Annotated in this window: 17 protein-coding genes; 11 read left to right on the forward strand and 6 right to left on the reverse strand. The window is 72.4% G+C overall.

The window, feature by feature from the left end; all coding sequences use genetic code 11:
* The first annotated feature begins 134 nt into the window (after positions 1-134).
* From E6W39_RS32950 to E6W39_RS43210, 5 genes are all read left to right on the forward strand, one after another.
* Positions 135-941 (forward strand): SAM-dependent methyltransferase, encoded by an 807-nt coding sequence (locus E6W39_RS32950; RefSeq protein WP_141636601.1) that lies wholly within the window; start codon positions 135-137, stop codon positions 939-941.
* Positions 938-3,274, forward strand: a complete 2,337-nt coding sequence (locus tag E6W39_RS32960) for a putative bifunctional diguanylate cyclase/phosphodiesterase (RefSeq protein WP_228718459.1) — start codon at positions 938-940, stop codon at positions 3,272-3,274. The genes E6W39_RS32950 and E6W39_RS32960 overlap by 4 nt, the downstream gene beginning before the upstream one ends.
* Positions 3,275-3,404: 130 nt before the next feature.
* On the forward strand, positions 3,405-4,283 hold the full coding sequence (locus tag E6W39_RS32965; RefSeq protein WP_141636603.1) for a S1 family peptidase: 879 nt from the start codon (positions 3,405-3,407) through the stop codon (positions 4,281-4,283).
* A 237-nt stretch (positions 4,284-4,520) separates the two neighbouring features.
* The gene (locus E6W39_RS32970) at positions 4,521-5,426 is read left to right on the forward strand and encodes a hypothetical protein (protein ID WP_220140295.1); all 906 of its coding nucleotides are present in this window, start codon (positions 4,521-4,523) and stop codon (positions 5,424-5,426) included.
* The gene (locus tag E6W39_RS43210; RefSeq protein ID WP_141636605.1) at positions 5,393-6,154 is read left to right on the forward strand and encodes a hypothetical protein; all 762 of its coding nucleotides are present in this window, start codon (positions 5,393-5,395) and stop codon (positions 6,152-6,154) included. Before E6W39_RS32970 ends, E6W39_RS43210 begins: the two co-directional genes overlap by 34 nt.
* 36 nt (positions 6,155-6,190) lie before the next feature.
* Here the strand turns inward: E6W39_RS43210 and E6W39_RS32980 are convergent, their stop codons facing one another.
* A complete protein-coding gene (locus E6W39_RS32980) occupies positions 6,191-6,802 on the reverse strand; it encodes a TetR/AcrR family transcriptional regulator (RefSeq protein WP_141636606.1) in 612 nt (203 codons plus the stop codon).
* 165 nt (positions 6,803-6,967) lie between these two features.
* On the opposite strand from E6W39_RS32980, the gene E6W39_RS32985 reads away from it, so the two are divergent.
* Genes E6W39_RS32985 through E6W39_RS32995 form a run of 3 tightly spaced genes read left to right on the forward strand, consistent with a single transcriptional unit; the run spans position 6,968 to position 9,458 of the window.
* Positions 6,968-7,723: an SDR family oxidoreductase gene (locus E6W39_RS32985; protein WP_101379531.1), complete on the forward strand. Its 756-nt coding sequence runs from the start codon at positions 6,968-6,970 to the stop codon at positions 7,721-7,723.
* Entirely contained in the window at positions 7,720-8,505 is a 786-nt protein-coding gene (locus E6W39_RS32990) for an SDR family NAD(P)-dependent oxidoreductase (protein WP_228718460.1), read from the forward strand. Before E6W39_RS32985 ends, E6W39_RS32990 begins: the two co-directional genes overlap by 4 nt.
* Positions 8,502-9,458, forward strand: a complete 957-nt coding sequence (locus E6W39_RS32995) for an NADPH:quinone oxidoreductase family protein (protein ID WP_141636607.1) — start codon at positions 8,502-8,504, stop codon at positions 9,456-9,458. Before E6W39_RS32990 ends, E6W39_RS32995 begins: the two co-directional genes overlap by 4 nt.
* 61 nt (positions 9,459-9,519) lie before the next feature.
* Here E6W39_RS32995 and E6W39_RS33000 read toward each other — a convergent pair whose 3' ends face one another.
* The 4 genes from E6W39_RS33000 to E6W39_RS33015 form a co-directional block, all read right to left on the reverse strand.
* The gene (locus E6W39_RS33000; protein ID WP_141636608.1) at positions 9,520-10,734 is read right to left on the reverse strand and encodes an acyl-CoA dehydrogenase family protein; all 1,215 of its coding nucleotides are present in this window, start codon (positions 10,732-10,734) and stop codon (positions 9,520-9,522) included.
* Between the two features lie 5 nt (positions 10,735-10,739).
* Complete coding sequence (locus tag E6W39_RS33005; protein WP_141636609.1) at positions 10,740-11,738, reverse strand: phosphotransferase family protein; 999 nt, start codon at positions 11,736-11,738, stop codon at positions 10,740-10,742.
* A gap of 137 nt (positions 11,739-11,875) precedes the next feature.
* Positions 11,876-13,291 carry a purple acid phosphatase family protein gene (locus E6W39_RS33010; protein WP_141636610.1) on the reverse strand — a complete coding sequence of 472 codons (1,416 nt, stop codon included), beginning with the start codon at positions 13,289-13,291 and terminating at the stop codon, positions 11,876-11,878.
* A complete protein-coding gene (locus E6W39_RS33015; protein ID WP_141636611.1) occupies positions 13,273-13,509 on the reverse strand; it encodes a hypothetical protein in 237 nt (78 codons plus the stop codon). Before E6W39_RS33015 ends, E6W39_RS33010 begins: the two co-directional genes overlap by 19 nt.
* Positions 13,510-13,781: 272 nt before the next feature.
* Between E6W39_RS33015 and trpS the strand changes: the two genes are divergently transcribed.
* Positions 13,782-14,780: a tryptophan--tRNA ligase gene (trpS, locus tag E6W39_RS33020; RefSeq protein WP_228718461.1), complete on the forward strand. Its 999-nt coding sequence runs from the start codon at positions 13,782-13,784 to the stop codon at positions 14,778-14,780.
* 57 nt (positions 14,781-14,837) lie between these two features.
* On the opposite strand, the gene E6W39_RS33025 is transcribed toward trpS, so the two are convergent.
* Positions 14,838-17,081: a HelD family protein gene (locus tag E6W39_RS33025; protein ID WP_220140296.1), complete on the reverse strand. Its 2,244-nt coding sequence runs from the start codon at positions 17,079-17,081 to the stop codon at positions 14,838-14,840.
* Positions 17,082-17,256: 175 nt separating this feature from the next.
* Here E6W39_RS33025 and E6W39_RS33030 point away from each other — a divergent pair, with 175 nt between their 5' ends.
* Positions 17,257-18,006, forward strand: coding sequence for a DUF2785 domain-containing protein (locus tag E6W39_RS33030; protein WP_181799554.1), 750 nt, complete (start codon positions 17,257-17,259; stop codon positions 18,004-18,006).
* A gap of 102 nt (positions 18,007-18,108) precedes the next feature.
* Complete coding sequence (locus E6W39_RS33035) at positions 18,109-19,401, forward strand: acyltransferase family protein (RefSeq protein WP_141636614.1); 1,293 nt, start codon at positions 18,109-18,111, stop codon at positions 19,399-19,401.
* Positions 19,402-19,954: the final 553 nt, after the last annotated feature.

The following is a 19,954-nucleotide window of genomic DNA, read 5'->3' on the forward strand; positions in this document are numbered from 1 at the left end:
GACGGCCCTGATAGCTTCAGGGGCGTCGGCCGCCCTCATCCCCCTACCGCGCGCCGGGCCGGTTGCGGCGCCATCGGCGTCGATAGGATGATCTTTGTGCCTCTTGTCTAAACATGTGTCGGAAGGGGTCCCTGATGCGGCGACCATCGTGGGTGCCCGAGGGTATGGACCTGGACCGTCCGGCAGCGGCCCGTGTGTACGACTACTACCTGGGTGGTTCGCACAACTTCGCGGCCGACCGTGAGATGGCACGCAAGGCGATCGAGATGTGGCCCGACCTGCCGTTGATCATGCGGGCCAACCGGGCCTTCCTCCGCCGCGCGGTCACCTACCTGGCCGAACAGGGCTTCACCCGCTTCCTGGACATCGGCTCCGGCATCCCCACCTTCGGCGCGGTGCACGAGGTGGCCCGGGCGATCCAACCGGACAGCCGAGTGGTCTACGTGGACAACGACCCGGTGGCGGTCGCGCACAGCAGGCTGCTGCTGGAGGGCGACAAGCTTTCCACCGTGGTGGAAGCCGACCTGACCGACCCCGCCGACCTGCTGGCCCGGCCCGAGGTGGCCGACCTGCTGGCGCCGGGCGAGCCCGTCGCGCTGCTGCTGATCGCCGTGCTGCACTTCGTCACCGACGAGCAGGAGCCGGAGCGCATCGTGCGCACCCTGCGCGACGCGCTCCCGGCCGGCAGCGCGATGGCCGTCTGCCACGCCTCGCTGGAGGGCCGCCCGGACCAGGCGGAGACCCACCAGGCCCTCTACGACCGCACCGCGACGCCGATGACGATGCGTTCGGAGGAGCGGATCAGCGGCCTCTTCGACGGCTTCCGGCTGGTCGAGCCCGGGGTGGTCTACCTGCCGCAGTGGCGCCCGGACGAGCCCGCCGAGGTCGGCGAGAACCCGGAGCGGATGGTCGGCCTGGTCGGCGTTGGGCTGCTGCCGTGACCAGCCCTGCTTCGCCGGACCTGCCAGGGACGGACCTGCCCGAGACGGACGCCCGCGAGACGGGCGTGCCCGCTGCGGACGCACGCGTGGCGACACCCGCGACGGGCGTGCCCGCGACGGCCGTGCCCGCTGCGAACCCGCCCGCGACGGACGCACCGCCCGGCAGCGTGCCCGCCGACCCCGCCGACCCCGCCGACCCCGCCGACCCCGCCGACCCCGCCGACCCCGCCGTGCCCGCGGACGCCGCCGACCCAGGCGTGCCCGACTCCGAGGAGTGGGCCCGCCTGCTGCGCAGCAGCCAGGGCGCGGCCATGCACCCCGAGGCGCTGCACCGCCTGGTCACCCGCACCACCGCGCTGCTGCACGAGGCGCAGGCCGCCCCGCTGCTCGACCCCGGGCCGGCCGCCGAGGCCGGCGCCGCGCTGGTCGAGGCCCAGTTCACCGACCCCGACCTGCTGGCCCGGGCGATCGGCCTGCTGCACGCGGGCGAGCCCGGGCAGCCGGTGCTCGCCGAGCTGGCCGGCGCGTTCGCCGCCGGCTGGGCGGGCGCGCTGCGCGAGCGCACCCTCCAGGAGCAGGAGGCGATCCGCTTCGCCGCCGACACTGCCCGCCGGGAGGCCGAGCGGGCGCTGCGCGAGTCGGAGGCCCGGTTCCGGGCGCTCTTCGAGTCGGCGGCGATCGGCATCGGCATCGCCGACGTCGCGGGCAACATCCTGGCGGTCAACAAGGCGATGCAGGACATCTTCAAGGTGAGCGCGGAGGAGCTGCAGGGGCGCCGGGTGACCGACCTGGTGCACCCCGAGGACAGCCCGGGCGTCTGGGAGGCCTACGAGGAGATGGTCAGCGGCAAGCGCGAGCACATCTCCTTCGACAAGCCGTACTACCGCCAGGGCGGCGAGGTGGTCTGGACCCACCTGACCAACTCCCTGATCCGTGACGACAACGGCGAGCCGGTCTACCAGGTCGCGATGATGGAGGACGTCACCGACCGCTACCGGCTCCAGGAGCGGCTGCGCCACCAGGCGAACCACGACCCGCTGACCGGGCTGCCCAACCGCTCGGCGTTCTTCGAGCGGCTGGAGGCGGTCTTCGACTCGCCGGAGCCCGGCGCCCGGTTCGGGCTCTGCTACGTGGACCTGGACGGCTTCAAGGTGGTCAACGACAGCCTGGGCCACGAGATGGGCGACCAGCTGCTGGCCGCCGTGGCGCTGCGGCTGGAGTCCGCGCTGCGTCCGCTCGGGCATCTGGTGGCGCGGCTCGGCGGCGACGAGTTCGTGGTGCTGCTGGAGAACTGCCGGGGCGAGCAGGAGGCGGTGGCCGCGGCGAAGACGGTGCTGGCCGCGCTGTCCAAGCCGGTGCCGATCGACGGGCACCGGCTGGCCGTCGGCGCCAGCGTCGGCGTGCTGGAGCGGCCGGTGGCGGCGACCACTCCGCTGGCCGCGGTCCGGGCCGCCGACCTGACCCTCTACCGCGCCAAGGAGGAGGGCCGCGGCCGCTGGACGCTCTTCGACCCGCAGCGCAACGCCCGTTCGGTCAGCCGCTACGCCGTTTCGGTGCGGATGCCGGTGGCGCTGGACCGCGGCGAGTTCTTCATCGACTACCAGCCGCTCTGCCGGCTGGAGGACGGCTCGCTCTCCTCGGTGGAGGCGCTGGTCCGTTGGCGGCACCCGCAGTTGGGCGTGCTGGGGCCTGACGAGTTCATCGGCACCGCCGAGGAGACCGGTCTGATCATGCCGCTCGGCCGCTGGGTGCTGGAGCAGGCCTGCGGCCAAGCGGCCGACTGGGTGGAGCGGTTCGGCGACCGGGCGCCGCATCTCAACGTCAACCTGGCGGTCCGACAGCTCCGCAACGCCGGGCTGGTCGCGGACATCGACCGGGTGCTGCGGTCCACCGGCCTCGACCCGAAGCGGCTGCAGCTGGAGATCACCGAGAGCGCCGTGATGGGCCCCGAGGACGACTCCCTCCGGGCTCTCAACTCGCTTGTGGACATGGGGGTTTCGCTGGCCATCGACGACTTCGGGACGGGCTGGTCGAACCTCGCCTACCTGCGGGACCTGCCGGTCGCCAGCCTGAAGATCGCCGGCTCGTTCGTCAGCGACCTCAAGGAGAGCAGGCGTGAGCAGGTGCTGGGCTGGCGGATCGTCGGCGGCCTGGTGTCGCTGGCCCACACCCTGGGCCTGACCGTCACCGCGGAGGGCGTGGAGAACGCCGACCATGCGGAGCGGCTGCGCTCGATGGGCTGCGACCGGGCCCAGGGCTGGTACTTCGGCCGGCCGTCCCGCCCCGAGGAGATCGTCAAGCGGATCATGGAGTCCAAGTCCGGGCTGCGCTGACGAGGGTTCGCGCCGCATTGCCGAGGCGGGTTGCTACCAGTGCGTTCCCAGCTTTCTCGCAGGAACTCTTGACATGTAGTCATGCGCAGGACAAATTTGCGGGACCCCCACACCTCAGAGGAGCCCGCACATGAAGCTGCCCCTCAGCGGCGCGCTGGCCGTGACCCTGCTCGCCAGCGCCGGCACGCTGGCCGTCTCGGCCCCCGCGCAGGCCGCCCCCGCACCTGCCCGCGCGCTGACCGCTCACGCTTCCACCACCCATCATGCCCCGCATGCCGCGAACGTCACCTTCGCCGGCACCGTGGCGCTCGACGACTGCTCCGGTTCGATCGTCAGGATGCCCAACTCCCAAGGTGCGGACCCGGCCCTGGTGATGACCAACGGGCACTGCCTGGAGTCCGGCATGCCGAACCCCGGTCAGGTGATCACCAACCAGCCGTCCAACCGCGACTTCACCCTGCTCGACGACTCCGGCAACCCGATCGGCGACCTCCAGGCGAGCAGCGTGGTCTACTCGACCATGACCAACACGGATGTGACGATCTATCAGCTCCCCGAGAGCTACGACGACATCCAACAGCAGTACGGCATCAGCCCGTTGACCATATCGGCGAACCACCCGACGGCCGGCACCCCGATCGAGGTGGTCTCCGGCTACTGGCAGGCCACCTACAGCTGCAACATCAGCGGCTTCGTCTACGAGTTGAAGGAGGGCAGCTGGACCTGGAAGGACTCGGTCCGCTACACCTCCAGCTGCAACACCATCGGCGGGACCTCCGGCTCACCGGTGATCGACACCAACACCGGCCTTGTGGTCGCCGTCAACAACACCGGCAACGAGAACGGCGAGCGCTGCACCGTCGACAACCCCTGCGAGGTCGACGCCAACGGCAAGGTCACGGTGCACCAGGGCACCAACTACGCCGAGGAGACCTACGAGATCCCCGCGTGCTTCGCGCCCGGCAACAAGCTGGACCTGACGCTGGCGGGCTGCACCCTGCCGAAGTGACGCCGTCACGCTGCCGCGGGCTCGCGCCCAGGGTTCGCGGGCCCGCGGTGAGCGAGGGGAGCGTCGGCACGTAGTCCCGGCCATCGGTCGGCCGGGGCTGGTGGGGCCGGCTGGGCCGCTGCGAGACTGGCTGACGCACCGTCGGATCGACTGCGGCGGCGCAGTGGGCAACCAGGCAGCGGACAGGCGGGTTCGGCTCGGCAGACAGGCGGACCAGTGGAGAGCGGCACCTTTCGGATGATCGTCGCCAGCGGGTACGACTACGTCGACACCGGGGCCCGCACCGACGAACTGCTGCGCCGCTGGCTCGGCGAGCAGCGCGGCTACGACAGCGCGGCGCTCGGCCCCGGTCGTACCGTGCTGGCTCCCGGGGTGCTGCTGGACGCCGACTCGGCGGCCGGGCGCGAGGGCGCCTACAGCCGCTGGCGGTTGCGCGAGTCCACCGCGGCGGGTGCCGGCCTGCGGCAGACCACCGTGGTGCTGCGCTCCCGGGAGCACGGCGCGGCTCCCTGGATCTGCCTGGAGGTCGAGCACCTGCCGGGTCCGGCGGCGAACTCCGGCGCAGACGACCCGACGGAGCTCGCCGCCGCGCTGCTCACCGAACTGGCCGCGCACGACGGGCCGTCCACCGTCCGCCCCGGGCCCGCGCCGGTGACGGCCGCCGAGGTCGAGCGGGTGGTCGCGGAGCTGTGCCACTCCGAGCGGCGCCTGCCCATCGTGGTGGACGCCGGAGTACTGGACACCGGGGAGCCGGAAGCGGTCGCCCAACTGCCTTTGTGGCAGCCGCTGGTGGGCCTGGCCGTGCTCTACCGGCTGACGGCCGAGGCCGTCCCCGCGTTCAACCGGGCGCTGCCGCACCATCGGATCGCCGGCGGCGGTGTGCGGACCTATCTGCCCGGCCTCGACCCGGCCTCCCCGGTGGACGGCTACCGCCACCCCGCCGTGCACCCGCACGGCCGCCACCCCGACCCGGCCCACACCGCCGCCGTCGTGGCCCGGCTGCCCAGGCGGCTGGCGGCCCGCGCCCCGCTGCCCGCCGAACTGGCCGCCCTGCCCGCGCTGCGCACCCTCCCCAGCCTTCGGCCCCGGCCCCGACCGCCGGCAACGAGTTGGACCAACTCCGCGCCGACCGCGAGGTGTTGACCGCACTGCTGGAGGAGGCCGGGCACGAGGAGGCGGCCCGGCGCGCGGAGATCGGCCAACTGCGCCTGGAGCTGCGGGACCAGGAGGAGTACGCACTCGGGCTGGCCGTGGAGCTCGCCGAGCGCGCCGATGAACTGCGGCGCACCGAGGGCTGGTTGCGGCATCTCCAGCAGCACCTCGCGGGGCTCGGGGAGGCGGCCGAGGCCTATCGCGCACCCGATGCCGAGCCGGCCGGGCCGAGAGGTTTCGCGGCGCTGCTGGAGCGGCTCGGCGAGCTGCCGGAACTGCGGTTCACCGGGAACCGGCGGATCACCGTCGGCCTGGACGCCCAGGCGCTCGGCGAGGACTGGGCGGCGACCGCCTGGGACGCGCTGCTGGCGCTGCAGGACTACGCGGCGGCCCGGCGCTCCGGCGCCGCCTGGCGGGACTTCCTGCACTGGTGCCGCCAACCCCCGCCGGGCGGGCACCGGTTCCCGCCCGGGAAGGTGGTGCGGGACGAGTCGGCGCAGACCGCCGGTCGGCCGGTCTGGCGGCGGCAGCGGACCTTCCCGGTGCCGACCGGGGTCGACCCGGCCGGCGAGGTCTTCATGGGCGCCCACCTGCGGATCGGCGCGGGCAACAGCAAGGCACCCAGACTGCACTTCCATGACGACACCGCCCGGAGCGGGCTGGTCTACCTGGGCTACCTCGGGCCGCACCTGGACAACACGCTGAAGGCCGGCATCTGAGCAGGCCGGCGCCCGGCCGGGGAGCCGCCCCCGGCGTCAGACCGCGCCGAGCATCCGCAGCACCAGCTCGCCGTAGCGGATGCCGAGCTGCTCCGGGGTCTCGGTGCTGCGCTCGTTGTACCAGCGGGCCACGTCGATCCCGAGGCCGGTGATGGCGCGGGCGGCGGTGCGGGTGTGGGTGTCGGTGAAGACGCCGGCCGCGATGCCGTCCTCGATCACCTGCTTGACGGTGTCCTCGATCCGGCGGCGCAGCTCGGCGACGACCGCGAAGTCCTCCTCCGGCAGCGCGCGCAGCTCGTAGTTGACGATCCGCCCGACCGTGTGGCCGCGGGCGTGCCAGGCGGTGAAGTCCTCGACCAGCAGGCGCATCTGCTCGCGCGGCTGGTCACTCTTCGCCACGGCCGCCTCGACCAGCGCCAGCGTGGCGCTGTGGCCCTCGCGGCTGATCTCGGCGAGCAGGGCGGCCTTGGACGGGTAGTGGATGTAGAGCGCGGCCGGGCTCATCCCGGCGCCGGTGGCGATGTCCCGCGTGGTGGTGGCGTGGAAGCCGCGGGAGGCGAAGGATTCGACGGCGGCGCCCAGCAGCCGCCGCGCGGCCTCAGGGCGCTCTCCAGGCCAGTTATCGGCGAAAGGCTGCTCGGTGGTCATGGCCGACATCCTTGCATGATCGGGCCGGGGTGCGGTGTTGACAGTGTGACCTGTGGACAACATGCTAAGCAAGCGCTTAGTCACCCCCGAACGGCGGGTATTCGGGCAGGCGCTGAGTCACAACGAGTCCAGGTGCAGGTCCAGTTTTCGAAGCGAGGTCGACCCATGACGCTGACGTTCAAGGGACAGGTGGCCCTGGTCACCGGAGCGAGCCGGGGCATCGGCCTCGGCATCGCCCGGGAGCTGGTCGACCGGGGTGCCAAGGTCTGCATCACCGCGCGCAACCCCGAGCCGCTCGCCGACGCGGTGCGGGAGCTGGGCGGCGAGGAGAACGCCATCGCGGTGGCCGGCAAGAGCGACGACCCCGAGCACCAGCGGGCCGCGATCGACCGGACCATCGAGGCGTTCGGCCGGCTCGACATGCTGGTCAACAACACCGGCATCAACCCGATCTTCGGCCCCGTGCTGGACACCGACCCGGCCGCCGCCGCCAAGATCCTCGCCGTCAACGTGCTCGGCCCGCTGGCCTGGACCAAGCTGGCCCACCAGGCCTGGATGGGCGAGCACGGCGGCTCGGTGGTCAACGTCTCCTCGATCGCGGGCCTGCGCACCTCGCCCGGCATCGGCATGTACGGGGTGAGCAAGGCCGCCCTCTCCCGCCTCACCATGGAGCTGGCCGGGGAACTCGGCCCCGACATCCGGGTCAACGCGGTGGCCCCCGCCGTGGTGAAGACCAAGTTCGCCGAGGCGCTCTACGTCGGCCGCGAGGACGAGGCCGCCGCGCCGTACCCGCTGAAGCGCCTCGGCGTGCCGGAGGACATCGCCGGCGCGGTCGCCTTCCTGCTCTCCGACCAGGCGTCCTGGATCACCGGCCAGACCCTGGTGATCGACGGCGGCGTGACCCTGGGCGGCGGCCTGTGAGCACCTCTCTGACCGGTCAGCGCTGCGTGGTGACCGGCGCCGGCCGCGGAATCGGTGCCGCACTCGCCGAGGCCTTCGCGGCCGAGGGCGCGTCGGTGGTGGTCAACGACCTGGACGCGACCGCCGCCGCGGCGACCGCCGCCCGGATCGGCGCGGTCGCGGTGCCCGGGGACGCGGCGAGCCGGGACGGCGTGGCCGCGCTGATCGACGCCGCCCGGGCCGAGCTCGGCGGCATCGACGTCTACTGCGCCAACGCGGGCGTCGCGCCCGGCGGGGGGCCGGAGGCGCCGGAGGCGCTCTGGACCGCCGCCTGGGAGGTCAATGTGATGGCCCACGTCCGGGCCGCCGAACTGCTGCTGCCCGAGTGGCTGGAGCGCGGCGGCGGGCGGTTCGTGGCCACCGTGTCGGCGGCCGGCCTGCTCACCATGCTCGGCTCGGCCCCGTACTCGGTGAGCAAGCACGCCGCACTCTCCTTCGCCGAGTGGCTCGCCGCAAGCTACCGGCACCGCGGCATCAAGGTGCACGCACTGTGCCCCCAGGGTGTGCGCACCCAGATCCTGGAATCGGCGGGCGAGTTGGGCCAGGCGCTGATGGGTGCCACGGCCCTGGAGCCGGAGCAGGTGGCGGCGGACACCCTGCGGGCGATCCGCGAGGAGCGGTTCCTGATCCTGCCGCACCCCGAGGTCGCCGACTACTACGCGGCCCGGGCGACGGACACCGACCGCTGGTTGGACGCGATGAACCGGTTGCAGCGCAAGTTCGTGGTGGAGGAGGAGCGGTGAAGGCCTGGCAGGTGACGGCAGCGGGGCTGCCGCAGGACGTGATGCGGCTGGCCGAGGACGTGCCGGAGCCGGTGCCGGCCGACGGCCAGGTGCTGGTCCGGGTACGGGCGGCGGCGGTGAACTTCCCGGACGGCCTGATGTGCCTGGGCCAGTACCAGGTGAAGCCGCCGCTGCCGTTCATCCCCGGCGTCGAGCTCTGCGGCGAACTCCCCAGCGGGGAACCGGTGATCGGCAACCCGGTGGCACCCAGCGGGGCCTTCGCCGAGTACGCCCTGATGGACCGGCGAGCCATCTTCCCCGCGCCTGAGGCACTCGACGACGCCGAGGCGGCCGCGCTGCACATCGGCTACCAGACGGCCTGGTTCGCGCTGCACCGCCGCGCCGCGCTGCGGGCCGGCGAGACCCTGCTGGTGCACGCGGCGGCCGGCGGAGTCGGCAGCGCTGCCGTGCAGTTGGGCCGGGCCGCCGGCGCGCGGGTGATCGCGGTCGTCGGCGGGGCCCAGAAGGCCGCGGTGGCCAAGGAGTTGGGCGCCGACGCGGTGATCGACCGGCACAGCGAGGACTTCGTCGCGGCGGTCCGTGAACTCACCGGCGGCCGGGGCGCGGACGTGGTCTTCGACCCGGTCGGCGGGGACGCCTACACCGGCTCCACCAAGTGCATCGCGTTCGAGGGCCGGATCGTGGTGGTCGGGTTCGCCAGCGGGACCATCCCCACCCCGCCGCTCGGGCACGCACTGGTGAAGAACTACACGCTGCTCGGCCTGCATTGGGGCCTCTACAACACCAAGGACCCGGCCGCGGTGCGGGCCTGCCACGAGGAGCTGTCCGCACTGGCCGCCACCGGGGCGATCCGCCCGCTGGTCAGCGAACGGCTGCCGCTGGCCGGGGCCGCGGACGCGGTGCAGCGGGTGCTGACGGGCAAGACCACGGGACGGGTCGTCATCCTGCCCTGAACCCGGAAACGTTGAGCGGGGAGTACCGACTCGGTACTCCCCGCTCGCTGTTGGGCCCGGGTCAGCCCTGGTACTTGCGCAGCTCGCGGCGGGCCAGCGAGCGGCGGTGCACCTCGTCCGGGCCGTCCGCCAGCCGCAAGGTGCGCAGGCCGGCCCAGAGCTGGGCGAGCGGGGTGTCCTGGCTGACACCGGCGGCGCCGTGCGCCTGGACCGCCTTGTCGAGGATCCACTCGACGGTCTGCGGCACCACGATCTTGATCGCCTGGATCTCGGTGTGCGCACCGCGGTTGCCCACGGTGTCCATCAGCCAGGCCGCCTTGAGCACCAGCAGCCGGGCCTGCTCGATCCGCACCCGGGACTCGGCGATCCAGTCCTGGATCACGCCCTGTGCGGCCAGCGGCTTGCCGAACGCCACCCGCTCGCTGACGCGGCGGCACATCAACTCAAGGGCCCGCTCCGCCACGCCGATCGCCCGCATGCAGTGGTGGATCCGCCCCGGCCCCAACCGGGCCTGGGCGATGGCGAATCCGGAGCCGGGCTCGCCGATCAGATTGCCCGCCGGCACCCGGACGTCGTCGAAGACCACCTCGGCGTGGCCGCCGTGGTCGCGGTCCTCGTAGCCGAACACCGTCATCGCGCGCTTGACGGTGACCCCGGGTGTGTCCCGTGGCACCAGGATCATCGACTGGCGACGGTGCACCTCCGCCTCCGGGTCGGTCAGGCCCATCACGATGAAGATCCTGCACTCGGGGTTCATGGCGCCCGTGATGTACCACTTGCGCCCGTTGATGACGTAGTCGTCGCCGTCCCGGGTGATCAGGGTGCGGATGTTGGTGGCGTCCGAGGAGGCCACCTCCGGCTCGGTCATGGCGAAGGCCGAGCGGATCTCACCGCTCAGCAGCGGCTCCAACCACTGCTTGCGCTGCGCCTCGTCGCCGAACTCGTTGAGCACCTCCATGTTGCCGGTGTCCGGCGCCGCGCAGTTGAGCGCGGCCGGTGCCAACTGGATGCTGCGGCCAGTGAGTTCGGCGAGCGGCGCGTACTGCAGGTTGGTCAGCCCCGCACCGCGCTCGCCAGGCAGGCTGTGCTTGTCTACAAGAAACAGATTCCACAAGCCCTGCCCGCGGGCCTCCTGCTGGAGTTCGCGGATCACGGCCGGAGTCGACCAGTCCGGCTCGACGGTCAGCCGGGACTCGGCCGGGTAGACGTGCTCGGTGAGGAAGGCGGTGAGCTGCTCGCGCAGCGCCTCGGTGCGGGAGTCGAAGGCGAAGTCCATGGGTCTCAGTGCTCCTTGAGGGCGTTCAGGCCGTGCTGGACGAAGGCGGGCACCAGGTCGCCGATCCGGTCGAAGTCGGCTCCGACGGTGCCGCCCTGCTGGAACCGGAAGTGGATGCCCTCCAGCACCACGGCGAGCTTGAAGGAGGCGAACGCCACGTACCAGGCCACCGAGGAGACCTCGCGCCCGGAACCGGCCGCATAGCGGGCGATCAGTTCCGCGCTGCCGGGGAAGCCGGGAGCCAGCGCCACCCCGGGGATGACGCCGTCGAACTGCTCGGCCAGCTCGGTGTACATCACCAGCAGCCCGAGGTCGGTGAGCGGGTCGCCGAGGGTGGACATCTCCCAGTCGAGCACCGCGACGATCCGGTCGTCCGGACCCACCAGTACGTTGTCCAGGCGGTAGTCGCCGTGCACCAGGGTCGGCGCGGGGGAGTCGGGCAGGGTCTCGGCGAGCCGGGCGCGCAGCTCGTCGATGCCGGGGACCTCGCGGCTGCGGGAGGCGTCAAGCTGCTTGCCCCAGCGCCGCACCTGGCGGGCGAGGAAGCCTTCGGGGCGCCCGAAGTCGGCCAGGCCGACGTCCGCCGGGTCGATGGCGTGCAGGTCGACCAGGGTGTCGACCAGGCGGTCGGCCAGCGCGCGGACCCGCTGCGGGCCCAGGGCGGCCAGGGCCGCGCTGTCCCGGTGGGCGGTGCCGTCGACGAACTCCATCAGGTAGAAGGGTGCGCCGATCACCTCCGGGTCCTCGGTCAGCCGCACCGGGCGCGGCACCGGCACCGGGGAGCCGTGCAGTGCGCTGAGCACCCGGAACTCGCGCCCCATGTCGTGGGCGGTGGCCAGCACATGCCCGAGCGGCGGGCGGCGCAGTACCCAGCGCTCGGTGCCGTCGGTCACCCGGTAGGTCAGGTTGGAGCGGCCGCCCTGGATCAGCTCGGCCCGCAGCGGGCCGGTGCCCAGGTACGCCTGGAGCTTCGCAAGGTCGAGTCCGGGGGGATTGTCGGTCATGGCATCCTCGGGGAGTGAGACTGACTAAGCGCTTGCTTAGCCTGTCGCTCCATGCTGGCGATGTCAACGAGCAGTCCGGGAAACACCAGAGCCGCACCAGCCCGAAGGCGGGTGCGGCTCGCGGTGAAGAAGGAGGTCTACTTACCGTCGGAGCGCTTGCGGTGCAGCACGAAGTTCTCCAACGGGCTGATCTTCCCGTCCGGCTGGGCCACCGTGTAGTAGGTCACATGCATGCTGGTGGTCGCGCCCGGGTGGCCGCCGGGGTCCACCGTGAAGGCCGCGAAGCCGTACGAATGGTCCAGATCGCGCACCCCGACCCACGGCGCGTCCTCGTACACGTACACCGGCGTGCGCTTGCCGTTGCCGCCGACCGGGCCCACTCCCGTGATCACCTTGGCCTTGCCGGGCCCGAAGAACTTGCCGTTGGTCGGCGAGGAGGTGCCGCCCCCGCCCAACACCATGTGCACCGTGCCCTGCGAGGTGTCGATCACATCCGTCGCCGTCGCCACCGGATTCGGGGTCAGCGTCTCCGAACCGGACACCACGCCGCGCACCGGCAGCGAGCGCTCGTAGTCGTGCTCGTGGCCGCAGACCACCAAGTCCACCTGGTACCGGTCGAAGAGCGGCCCCCAGTGCTCCCGGACACCCCGGTCGGCACCGTTGGCGTCGGAGGAGCTGATCACCACCTGGTGCATGCAGACCACCACCCAGTCGATCGAGTGGTCAGCCCGGGCCGCCGCCAAGTCCTTCTCCAGCCAGGCCTGCTGGGCACCGCCGCTGTAGCCGTGCACATAGGCGTCGCCCGCGTCCTGGTAGGCCACGTCGTCGTTCTGCAGCACCACCACGTGCACCGAGCCGACCGTGAACGAGTACCACAGCCCCGCGAATTCGGCGTCACCGCCGTTGCCCGGCAGGTCGAACCGGGTCTGGAAGGCGGAGAAGCCGATCGGCCCGTTCGCCTTCTCGTTCTCGTGGTTGCCCGCCGCGGGCATCCACGGCCGGAACCGGGCCGAGCGGGTGTTGTTGGCGAAGAAGCCCTGCCAGGTGCGCAGCCGGTCCGGGGAGATGTTGGCGTAGCAGAGGTCGCCGTTGAGCAGGTGGAAGAGCGGGTCGACCTGCTCGATGCCGGCCACGATGTCCGCCGAGGCCGGCGAGGCGATGCCGCTTGGCACCGAGGTGTAGCCACCCTTGCCGTCGGGCTGCCAGGTGGTGATCGGCACCGCCTGGTCGCCGAAGCTGGTGAACGTGAAGGCCTGCCGCCCGCGCCCCGCGGTGCGGAAGGTGCCCGCGTCCGGGCGGCCGCCGTCGTGCAGTGCGGCATAGGTGTAGTAGCAGCCGGGGCGCAGGTTCTGCATCCGCGCGTGGTGGGTGTAGACGGTGCGGCCACTCACCCCGTCCACGTAGGTGCGGGTCTCGGCGTCCACGGTGCGGCCGAACCCGCCCTCAAGACTGCCCAGTTGAACGCGGGGCCGGCGCACCGGGCCGTCCGTGGTCCAGGAGGCGGTCATCTGGGTGGTCGGATCCGCGCCGAAGGTCAGGTGGAGGCCCTCCACGGCCGGAGCCCCAGCGACTCGGGCCGGGTCAGCAGCAGCGGCGAACCCTGGCCCTGGCCCTCGGCTGACGCATCGTCAGCAGCCGCCGGAGTGGCGGCGAGCAGCGGTGCGGCGGCCAGCGCGGCGCCGCCCACGCCCGCGGTCAACCGCAGGGCGCTGCGCCGGGTCACCGTGCCGCCCTGGTGCTGCTCGGTCGGGGCGTCGCTGGGCTGGTCCATGGATGTCCTCGCTTCCGGGTCGCCGATGACCGCTCACGGTAGGGCGTCCCACCCTCCCGGCGAGTGAACGGCACGCAGCGGTCCCCTGAACCGCGCGGGACGCGTTACAGTAGGGCCCATGCGCACTCGCCTGCTCTGCCTCAGCTGGTGGCCGTCCTAGGACGGCCGCGCATCCACCATGCCCAGGGTCGTCCGGACGGACGGCCCTTCGTTGTGATCCTCGCCGGGGCCGCCGCCGGTCGGCCGCCCACCCGATGACGAGGAGAAAACCGATGCCGCACTCCCACCCCCGCGTGCTCACCGGCGACCGGCCCACCGGCCCCTTCCACCTTGGTCACTACTTCGGCACCCTGCAGAACCGGGTCCGCCTGCAGTCCGAGGGCGCCGAAGTCTTCATCGTGGTCGCCGACTACCAGGTGCTCACCGACCGCGACACGGCCGACCGACTCGCCGAGTACGTCGAGGGCTTGGTGCTCGACTACCTGGCCATCGGGATCGACCCGGAACGCGCGGTGATCTTCACCCACAGCGCGGTGCCGGCGCTCAACCAGCTGCTGCTGCCCTTCCTCAGCCTGATCAGCGCCTCGGAGTTGCAGCGGAACCCCACCGTCAAGGACGAGATCGCGCACTCCCGGCAGTCCGCGGTCAGCGGGCTGATGCTCACCTACCCCGTGCACCAGGCCGCCGACATCCTGTTCTGCAAGCCCGGCCTGGTCCCGGTCGGCCAGGACCAGCTGCCCCACCTGGAGGCCACCCGCACCATCGCCCGCCGCTTCAACGCCCGCTACACGCAACCGGGTTCGCCGCTCTTCCCGGAGCCGCAGGCCCTGCTGTCGGCGGCACCGCGACTGCTCGGCACCGACGGCGGCAAGATGAGCAAGAGCCGCGGCAACGCCGTCTCCCTCGGCGCCACCGAGGACGAGACCGCCACCCTGCTGAGGGGCGCCAAGACCGACGCCGACCGCCGGATCGCCTACGACCCGCTCGGCCGGCCCGAAGTGGCCAGCCTGCTGCTGCTCGGCGCGCTCTGCCAGGGCCGCGACCCGCGCAGCTTCGCCGAGGACATCGGCGACGGCGGCGCCCGCCGACTCAAGACCGAGGTCATCGACGCGGTCAACGACTACTTCCGCCCCATCCGCAAGCGCCGCGCCGAAATCGCCACCGACCGCGCCTACTTGCGCGACGTCCTGGCCCGCGGCAACGCCCGTGCCAACGAGATCGCGGACCGCACCCTGGGGGAGGTGCTGACGGTGATGGGGATGCGGTACTGACCTCATCGGTTCGGTGCTGGCCTCACCCGTGCGGTGCTGGCCTTACCCGCGCGCGATTCACCAGTGCGGAGCCGCCGTGCGATCCGGCAAGTCGGCCAGCACCTCGGGCAGTTCGGTGAAGTAGCCGATGGCGAGCCGCTTGGTGGCGCGGGTCAGGGCGACGTAGAGGTCGCTCAGGCCGCGCGGCGACTCGGCCAGGATGGCGGCCGGCTCCAGGGTCAGCACGGTGTCGAACTCCAGGCCCTTGGCCTCGGCCACCGTCAGCACCGCAGCCCGGGGGTCCAGGCGCAGCTTCCCGCGCAGGGCCCGCGGCACGATCACCGCGCAGCGGCCCGGAAATCGGGTCGCCGCGGTGACCAGCGCGCCCAGTGCCGCCGAGTCGGCCAGCAGGGTGGACCAGGGCTCGATGTCGCCGTCGCGCACCGCGCGCGGCGGTGTCGCGGCGCTGTCCAGCTGTCGAAGCACCTCGGCCGCCGGGCGCGCGATCTCGCTGGGCGTGCGGTAGTTGACCGTGAGCGGGGCCAGTCGCCAGCGGGTGCCGACATAGGGCTCCAGCGCCCGCTGCCAGGAGGATGCACCGCCGCGGTCACCGGTCTGGGCGAGGTCGCCGACCAGGGTCATCGAGCGGCTCGGGCAGCGGCGCATCAGCAACCGCCAGGCCATCGCCGAGAGTTCCTGCGCCTCGTCCACGATGATGTGCCCGTACACCCAGGTGCGGTCGGCAGCGGCCCGCTCGGCGGGGGAGCGCAGGTCCGACGTGCGGTGCCGCTCGGCCAGCCGTTCGGCGTCCACCAGGTCGAAGGCGGACAGCAGTTCCTCGCCGCCGTCCAGGTCGACCGAGCGGGAGCCGTAGGCGATGTCCAGCACCTCCTGGGCGTACTCCAGGCGTTGGCGCTGCTCGTCCGCCTCGCGGGCAGCGGCCGAGGCCTGCTCGGCGAGGTCGGCGCCGAGCAGCTCGGCGGCCTCGTCGAGCAGTGGGACGTCGGCCGGGGTCCAGCCGTGGTCGGCCGCGCGGTGCAGCAGGGCGCGCTCGGCGGCGGTGAACTCCGGTGCGGCGGCGGCGATTCGGCCGGGGTCGCCGAACAGCTCGGTGAGCAGCCGCTGCGGGGTGAGCAACGGCCAGAGCCGGTCCAGGAGTTGCTTGAGCTCAGGGGTGGCGCGCAGGTCCCGGCGGATCTCGGCGAGGTCGCCTTCGTCCAGCAGGCCGGTGCCGCCGATCCGCCGGACGTACTGCTCGGTGAGCGCCGCCACGATCTCCCGCTCCAGCAACGGTCGTGCCGCGTTGTGCAGTTCACCGCTCGCCCGGGCCAGATCGCGGGCCCGGCGGCAGGCGGTGGGCGTCAGCGGCAGGGGCTGCCGCTCGAAGGGGAGTTGCAGGGGTTCCTCGGGGACCCACTGGCGGTCGCGCACCGCCCGCGCCAGCACGTCCAGCATCGCGGGCCGGCCCTTGAGCTCGGCTGCCTCGGCGGTTTCGGCGGCGGTGGCGGTCAGGCCCGGGTAGAGCTCGCCGATGGTGGCCAGCCGCACTCCGGTCTCGCCGAGCGACGGGAGCACCTGCTCGATGTAGCGAAGGAACGCGGGGTTGGGGCCGACGATCAGCACCACCCGACGGGCCAGTCGGTCGCGATGGGTGTACAGCAGGTAGGCCGCGCGGTGCAGGGCGACGGCGGTCTTGCCGGTGCCGGGACCGCCCTGGACCACCAGCACGCCGCGGTGGTCGGCGCGGATCACGGCATCCTGCTCGGCCTGGATGGTGGCCACGATCTCGCCCATCCGGCCGGTGCGGTCAGCGGTGACGGCGGCCAGCAGGGCGGCCTCGCCGGAAACGGCGGACTCGGCGTCCACCAGGTCGAGTCGGTCGAGCTGCTCGTGTTGGTCGAGTTGCTCGTCATGGAGCGCGACCACCCGGCGGCCGCTGGTGGTCAGATGCCGGCGGCGGCGCACACCGTCGCGGCGCAGGGCGGTCGCGGTGTAGAAGGGGCGGGCGGCCGGGGCTCGCCAATCGATCAGCAGCGGGGTGTGGTCCTCGTCGTCCGCGCGCAGCCCTAGCCGGCCGATGTGGTGCACCTGGCCATCCGTCAGGTCGAGGCGGCCGAAGCAGAGTCCCTGCTCCACCGCGTCCAGGGCGGCGAGCTGCGCCCCGAGTTCGACCGCGGTGCTCTCCCGCTCGGCGGCGGCCTGATGGGAGCCGGTGGCCTGGGCGAGCGCTTGGTCACGACGCATGGCGGTCTGCGCACGCAGGGCGTCGAGGCGGGCGTAGGCGGTGGTGACGAACCGTTGCTCCTGGTCGAGCTCCGTCATTGACAGGATCTCCTTGCTGGCGGTATAATCCCTACAGGGACTGTTATGTGAGCCTCCATCAAACATGGCTCAAAGAGTCATGGTAGCCAGGTGGGGGGCTGACGCGTTGCCGCATGCGCGGATTGACTGGGCCCGTCTCGCCACCACCGGGTTCCCGTTCCCCACTGAGACCCCCGTGCGGGAGCTCATCGACGAACTGGCGGCCATGCTGAGCTCGCCCGACCCGGTGGTGCGCGACGACCACGGCTACACCGCCACCGCGCAGTGGGTTCGCGAAGGCCGGCTCGACGGGCAGCTGACCGCACTCGGCGAGGCCGCCGTGGCGCGGTTCGACCACCCCGAGGTGCAGGCGCGCAGCTTCGCGCCGCTGGTGCTGCGGTGCGTGCTGACACGACGCCAGGAGATGCCCGGCGCCGTCGACCAGGCCACCGTCCAGCGCTGGTACGCCGCCTTCGCCCGCTGGTACCCGGCCGAGCCCGACGCCCGCGGCTGGGACGACCGCCTCGGCTGGCTGCATGCCGTCGCCCACGGCGCCGACGCGGCCGCCGCCTTCGCCCGTGCGCTCCCCGAGCACCGCGCCGACATCCTCGACCTCTGCGCCCGCCGGATCGCGGCGGTCGACGCCGAACAGCGGTACCTCCAGTTGGAGGACGCCCGCCTGGCCCGGGCGATCGCCGGCATCCTGCTGGAGCCCGGCCTCACCGAGGCGGAGGCGACCGGCTGGCTCGACGTGCCGGCCAAGGCCTTGGAGGGCGGCGGGCCCGGCCCGGTTCCCGTCTGGGCGTTCAACATCTTCGCCACCCTCCAGGCGCTCCATGTGCAGCTGACGCGCGGCCTGGTGGACGGCGGTGTGCCACCGCATGCGCAGGCGGTGGCCGACCGGGCACTGGAGCTGCTGCGGCTGCCTTGCCCTTGGCTCGCCTGAGCCCCGCATACCCGGCCCGAGAGTGCACGGTCCGGCCACGGAACAGTCACAGGTGTTCGAATCGTCGGTGCGCGGCTCGGTGCGCGGGCCAGCATGCGCACCATGGGTAGAGACCGGTACGTCGACTTCCTCCGCGCCTTCTCGATCTGCCTGGTGGTGCTCGGCCACTGGCTGATCACCGGGCTGGTGCGCGCACCCGACGGGACCATCACGGCACCGGAGCTGCTGGCGACCATCCCCTGGACCCAGTGGCTGACCCTCGGATTCCAGATCATGCCGCTCTTCTTCCTCGCCGGTGGCCATGCGGCGGCCGGCTCCTGGGCCGGCCGGAGCCAGTCCGCAGGCGGCTGGGTGCGGTCACGAGCCCTGCGGCTGCTGGTGCCGACCGCCGGGTACGCGGCACTGGTCCTGCTCGCGGTCGGGATCAGCACCGCGCTCGGGGTGGACCGGCCGACCCTGGCGCTGGTCGGCTGGGCGCTCGGCATGCAGTTCTGGTTCCTGCCGGTCTACCTGCTGCTCAGCGCCGCAACTCCGCTGCTGCACGCCGCACATCGCAGGTGGGGTGTGCTGGTGCCGGTGGCCCTGGGTGCGGCCTCCCTGCTCCTCGGTCACACCCAACTGGCCCCGCTCAACTACCTGTTGGTCTGGGGCACCGCGTACCAGCTCGGCTTCTGCTGGCACGACGGGCAGTTGACCGGGCACCGGCTGACTGCGCCCGCACTGCTGACGACGGGCGCCGCGGCCTTCGCGCTGCTGGTCGGCTTCGGGCCGTACCCGGTCAGCCTGATCCTGGTCACGGGGGAGGCGGTGAGCAACACCAACCCGCCCTCACCCGCCATGCTCGCCTGGGTAGTTGCCCAGACCGGCCTGTGCCTGCTGCTGGCCCCACCGGCCCGGCGGCTGCTGGCGCGCGACCGGATCTGGCGCCTGGTCTTGCCGCTGGGCAGCACCAGCATGACCCTCTACCTCTGGCACATGGTGCCCGTGCTCGCCCTCGCCGCCGCCCTCTACCTCACCGACCTTGCCCCCGAACCCAGTTACGGCTCCAGCCCCTGGTGGCTGCTGCGCCTGCCCTGGCTGCTCCTGCTCGCCGCGCTGCTCCCCCTGCTCCTGGCCGCCCTCACCCCACTGAACCGCCTGCTCGCCCGCCTCCACACCGCCCTGCGCCCCACCGCCCCCGTGGGCCCCGCCGGCCTCGCCGCCCTCACCCTCGGCCTGGCCCTGACCACCGTCGCCCTCACCCGGTGGGCCACCTCCGGCTTCGCCACCGGCGGCACCTTCCCGCTGAGCACGGCGCTGGAGTTCGCCGCTGGGCTGGCGTGCCTGGCACTGGCGGGCTGGAGTCGCGGCCGCGAGAGGAGCCCGGGGCGGGAGTGCGTGCAAGCGGGCGGCTAGCCCTGCCCGTTGAGCCGACGGGCAGGAGGGGCCGGTGGCCGTGGTCGGCCGGGGGTAATCCGGCCGACCACGCGGACTAGTCGACTTGAGCGCGACCACCGAGCCCGAATCCGGGGCCACTGCTCACCGCATTCTGTGCCGTGCGAGGGCCGCACATCCAGCCGGGGATCCAGCAAGCTGCGATGAGTACCGACGCCGCGATGCCGACCATCAGCGTCGGAAGGCCCGGGGAGGGCTTGGTGCGTCGTCGGGCCGACAGGTGGCCGCCGGCCCGGCCGGGTTGGTGCGGATGCGACGACGGGTCTGTGCTGGTGCGGGGGTGATTCTGGTCGCCGCCGTGGTGCATGGACATCTAAAGGTTACCGATGCCTCTCTGCCATATGTCCGATAGTCAGTTGATCACATGGCACTCTATGGCACTCAAAGTGCCACCACCAAGTCAGGGGCAGTCCAGGCACGTTGCTGCTGGTCACGATGACATGCAGGCCCTGCGAGGCCCGAGTGGCGGATGGTGCTAATGGGCCCCGAAAGCGTGAAGCCAGGGCCGCTCGCT

The organism is Kitasatospora acidiphila (assembly GCF_006636205.1).
Lineage (GTDB): Bacteria > Actinomycetota > Actinomycetes > Streptomycetales > Streptomycetaceae > Kitasatospora > Kitasatospora acidiphila.

Coding starts and splice junctions, on each gene's coding strand:
- E6W39_RS32950 (WP_141636601.1), top strand. CDS start 135: ATGCGGCGACCATCGTGGGTGCCCGAGGGTATGGACCTGGACCGTCCG.
- E6W39_RS32965 (WP_141636603.1), top strand. CDS start 3,405: ATGAAGCTGCCCCTCAGCGGCGCGCTGGCCGTGACCCTGCTCGCCAGC.
- E6W39_RS32970 (WP_220140295.1), top strand. CDS start 4,521: ATGATCGTCGCCAGCGGGTACGACTACGTCGACACCGGGGCCCGCACC.
- E6W39_RS32980 (WP_141636606.1), bottom strand. CDS start 6,802: ATGACCACCGAGCAGCCTTTCGCCGATAACTGGCCTGGAGAGCGCCCT.
- E6W39_RS32985 (WP_101379531.1), top strand. CDS start 6,968: ATGACGCTGACGTTCAAGGGACAGGTGGCCCTGGTCACCGGAGCGAGC.
- E6W39_RS33000 (WP_141636608.1), bottom strand. CDS start 10,734: ATGGACTTCGCCTTCGACTCCCGCACCGAGGCGCTGCGCGAGCAGCTC.
- E6W39_RS33005 (WP_141636609.1), bottom strand. CDS start 11,738: ATGACCGACAATCCCCCCGGACTCGACCTTGCGAAGCTCCAGGCGTAC.
- E6W39_RS33015 (WP_141636611.1), bottom strand. CDS start 13,509: ATGGACCAGCCCAGCGACGCCCCGACCGAGCAGCACCAGGGCGGCACG.
- trpS (WP_228718461.1), top strand. CDS start 13,782: ATGCCGCACTCCCACCCCCGCGTGCTCACCGGCGACCGGCCCACCGGC.
- E6W39_RS33025 (WP_220140296.1), bottom strand. CDS start 17,081: ATGACGGAGCTCGACCAGGAGCAACGGTTCGTCACCACCGCCTACGCC.
- E6W39_RS33035 (WP_141636614.1), top strand. CDS start 18,109: ATGGGTAGAGACCGGTACGTCGACTTCCTCCGCGCCTTCTCGATCTGC.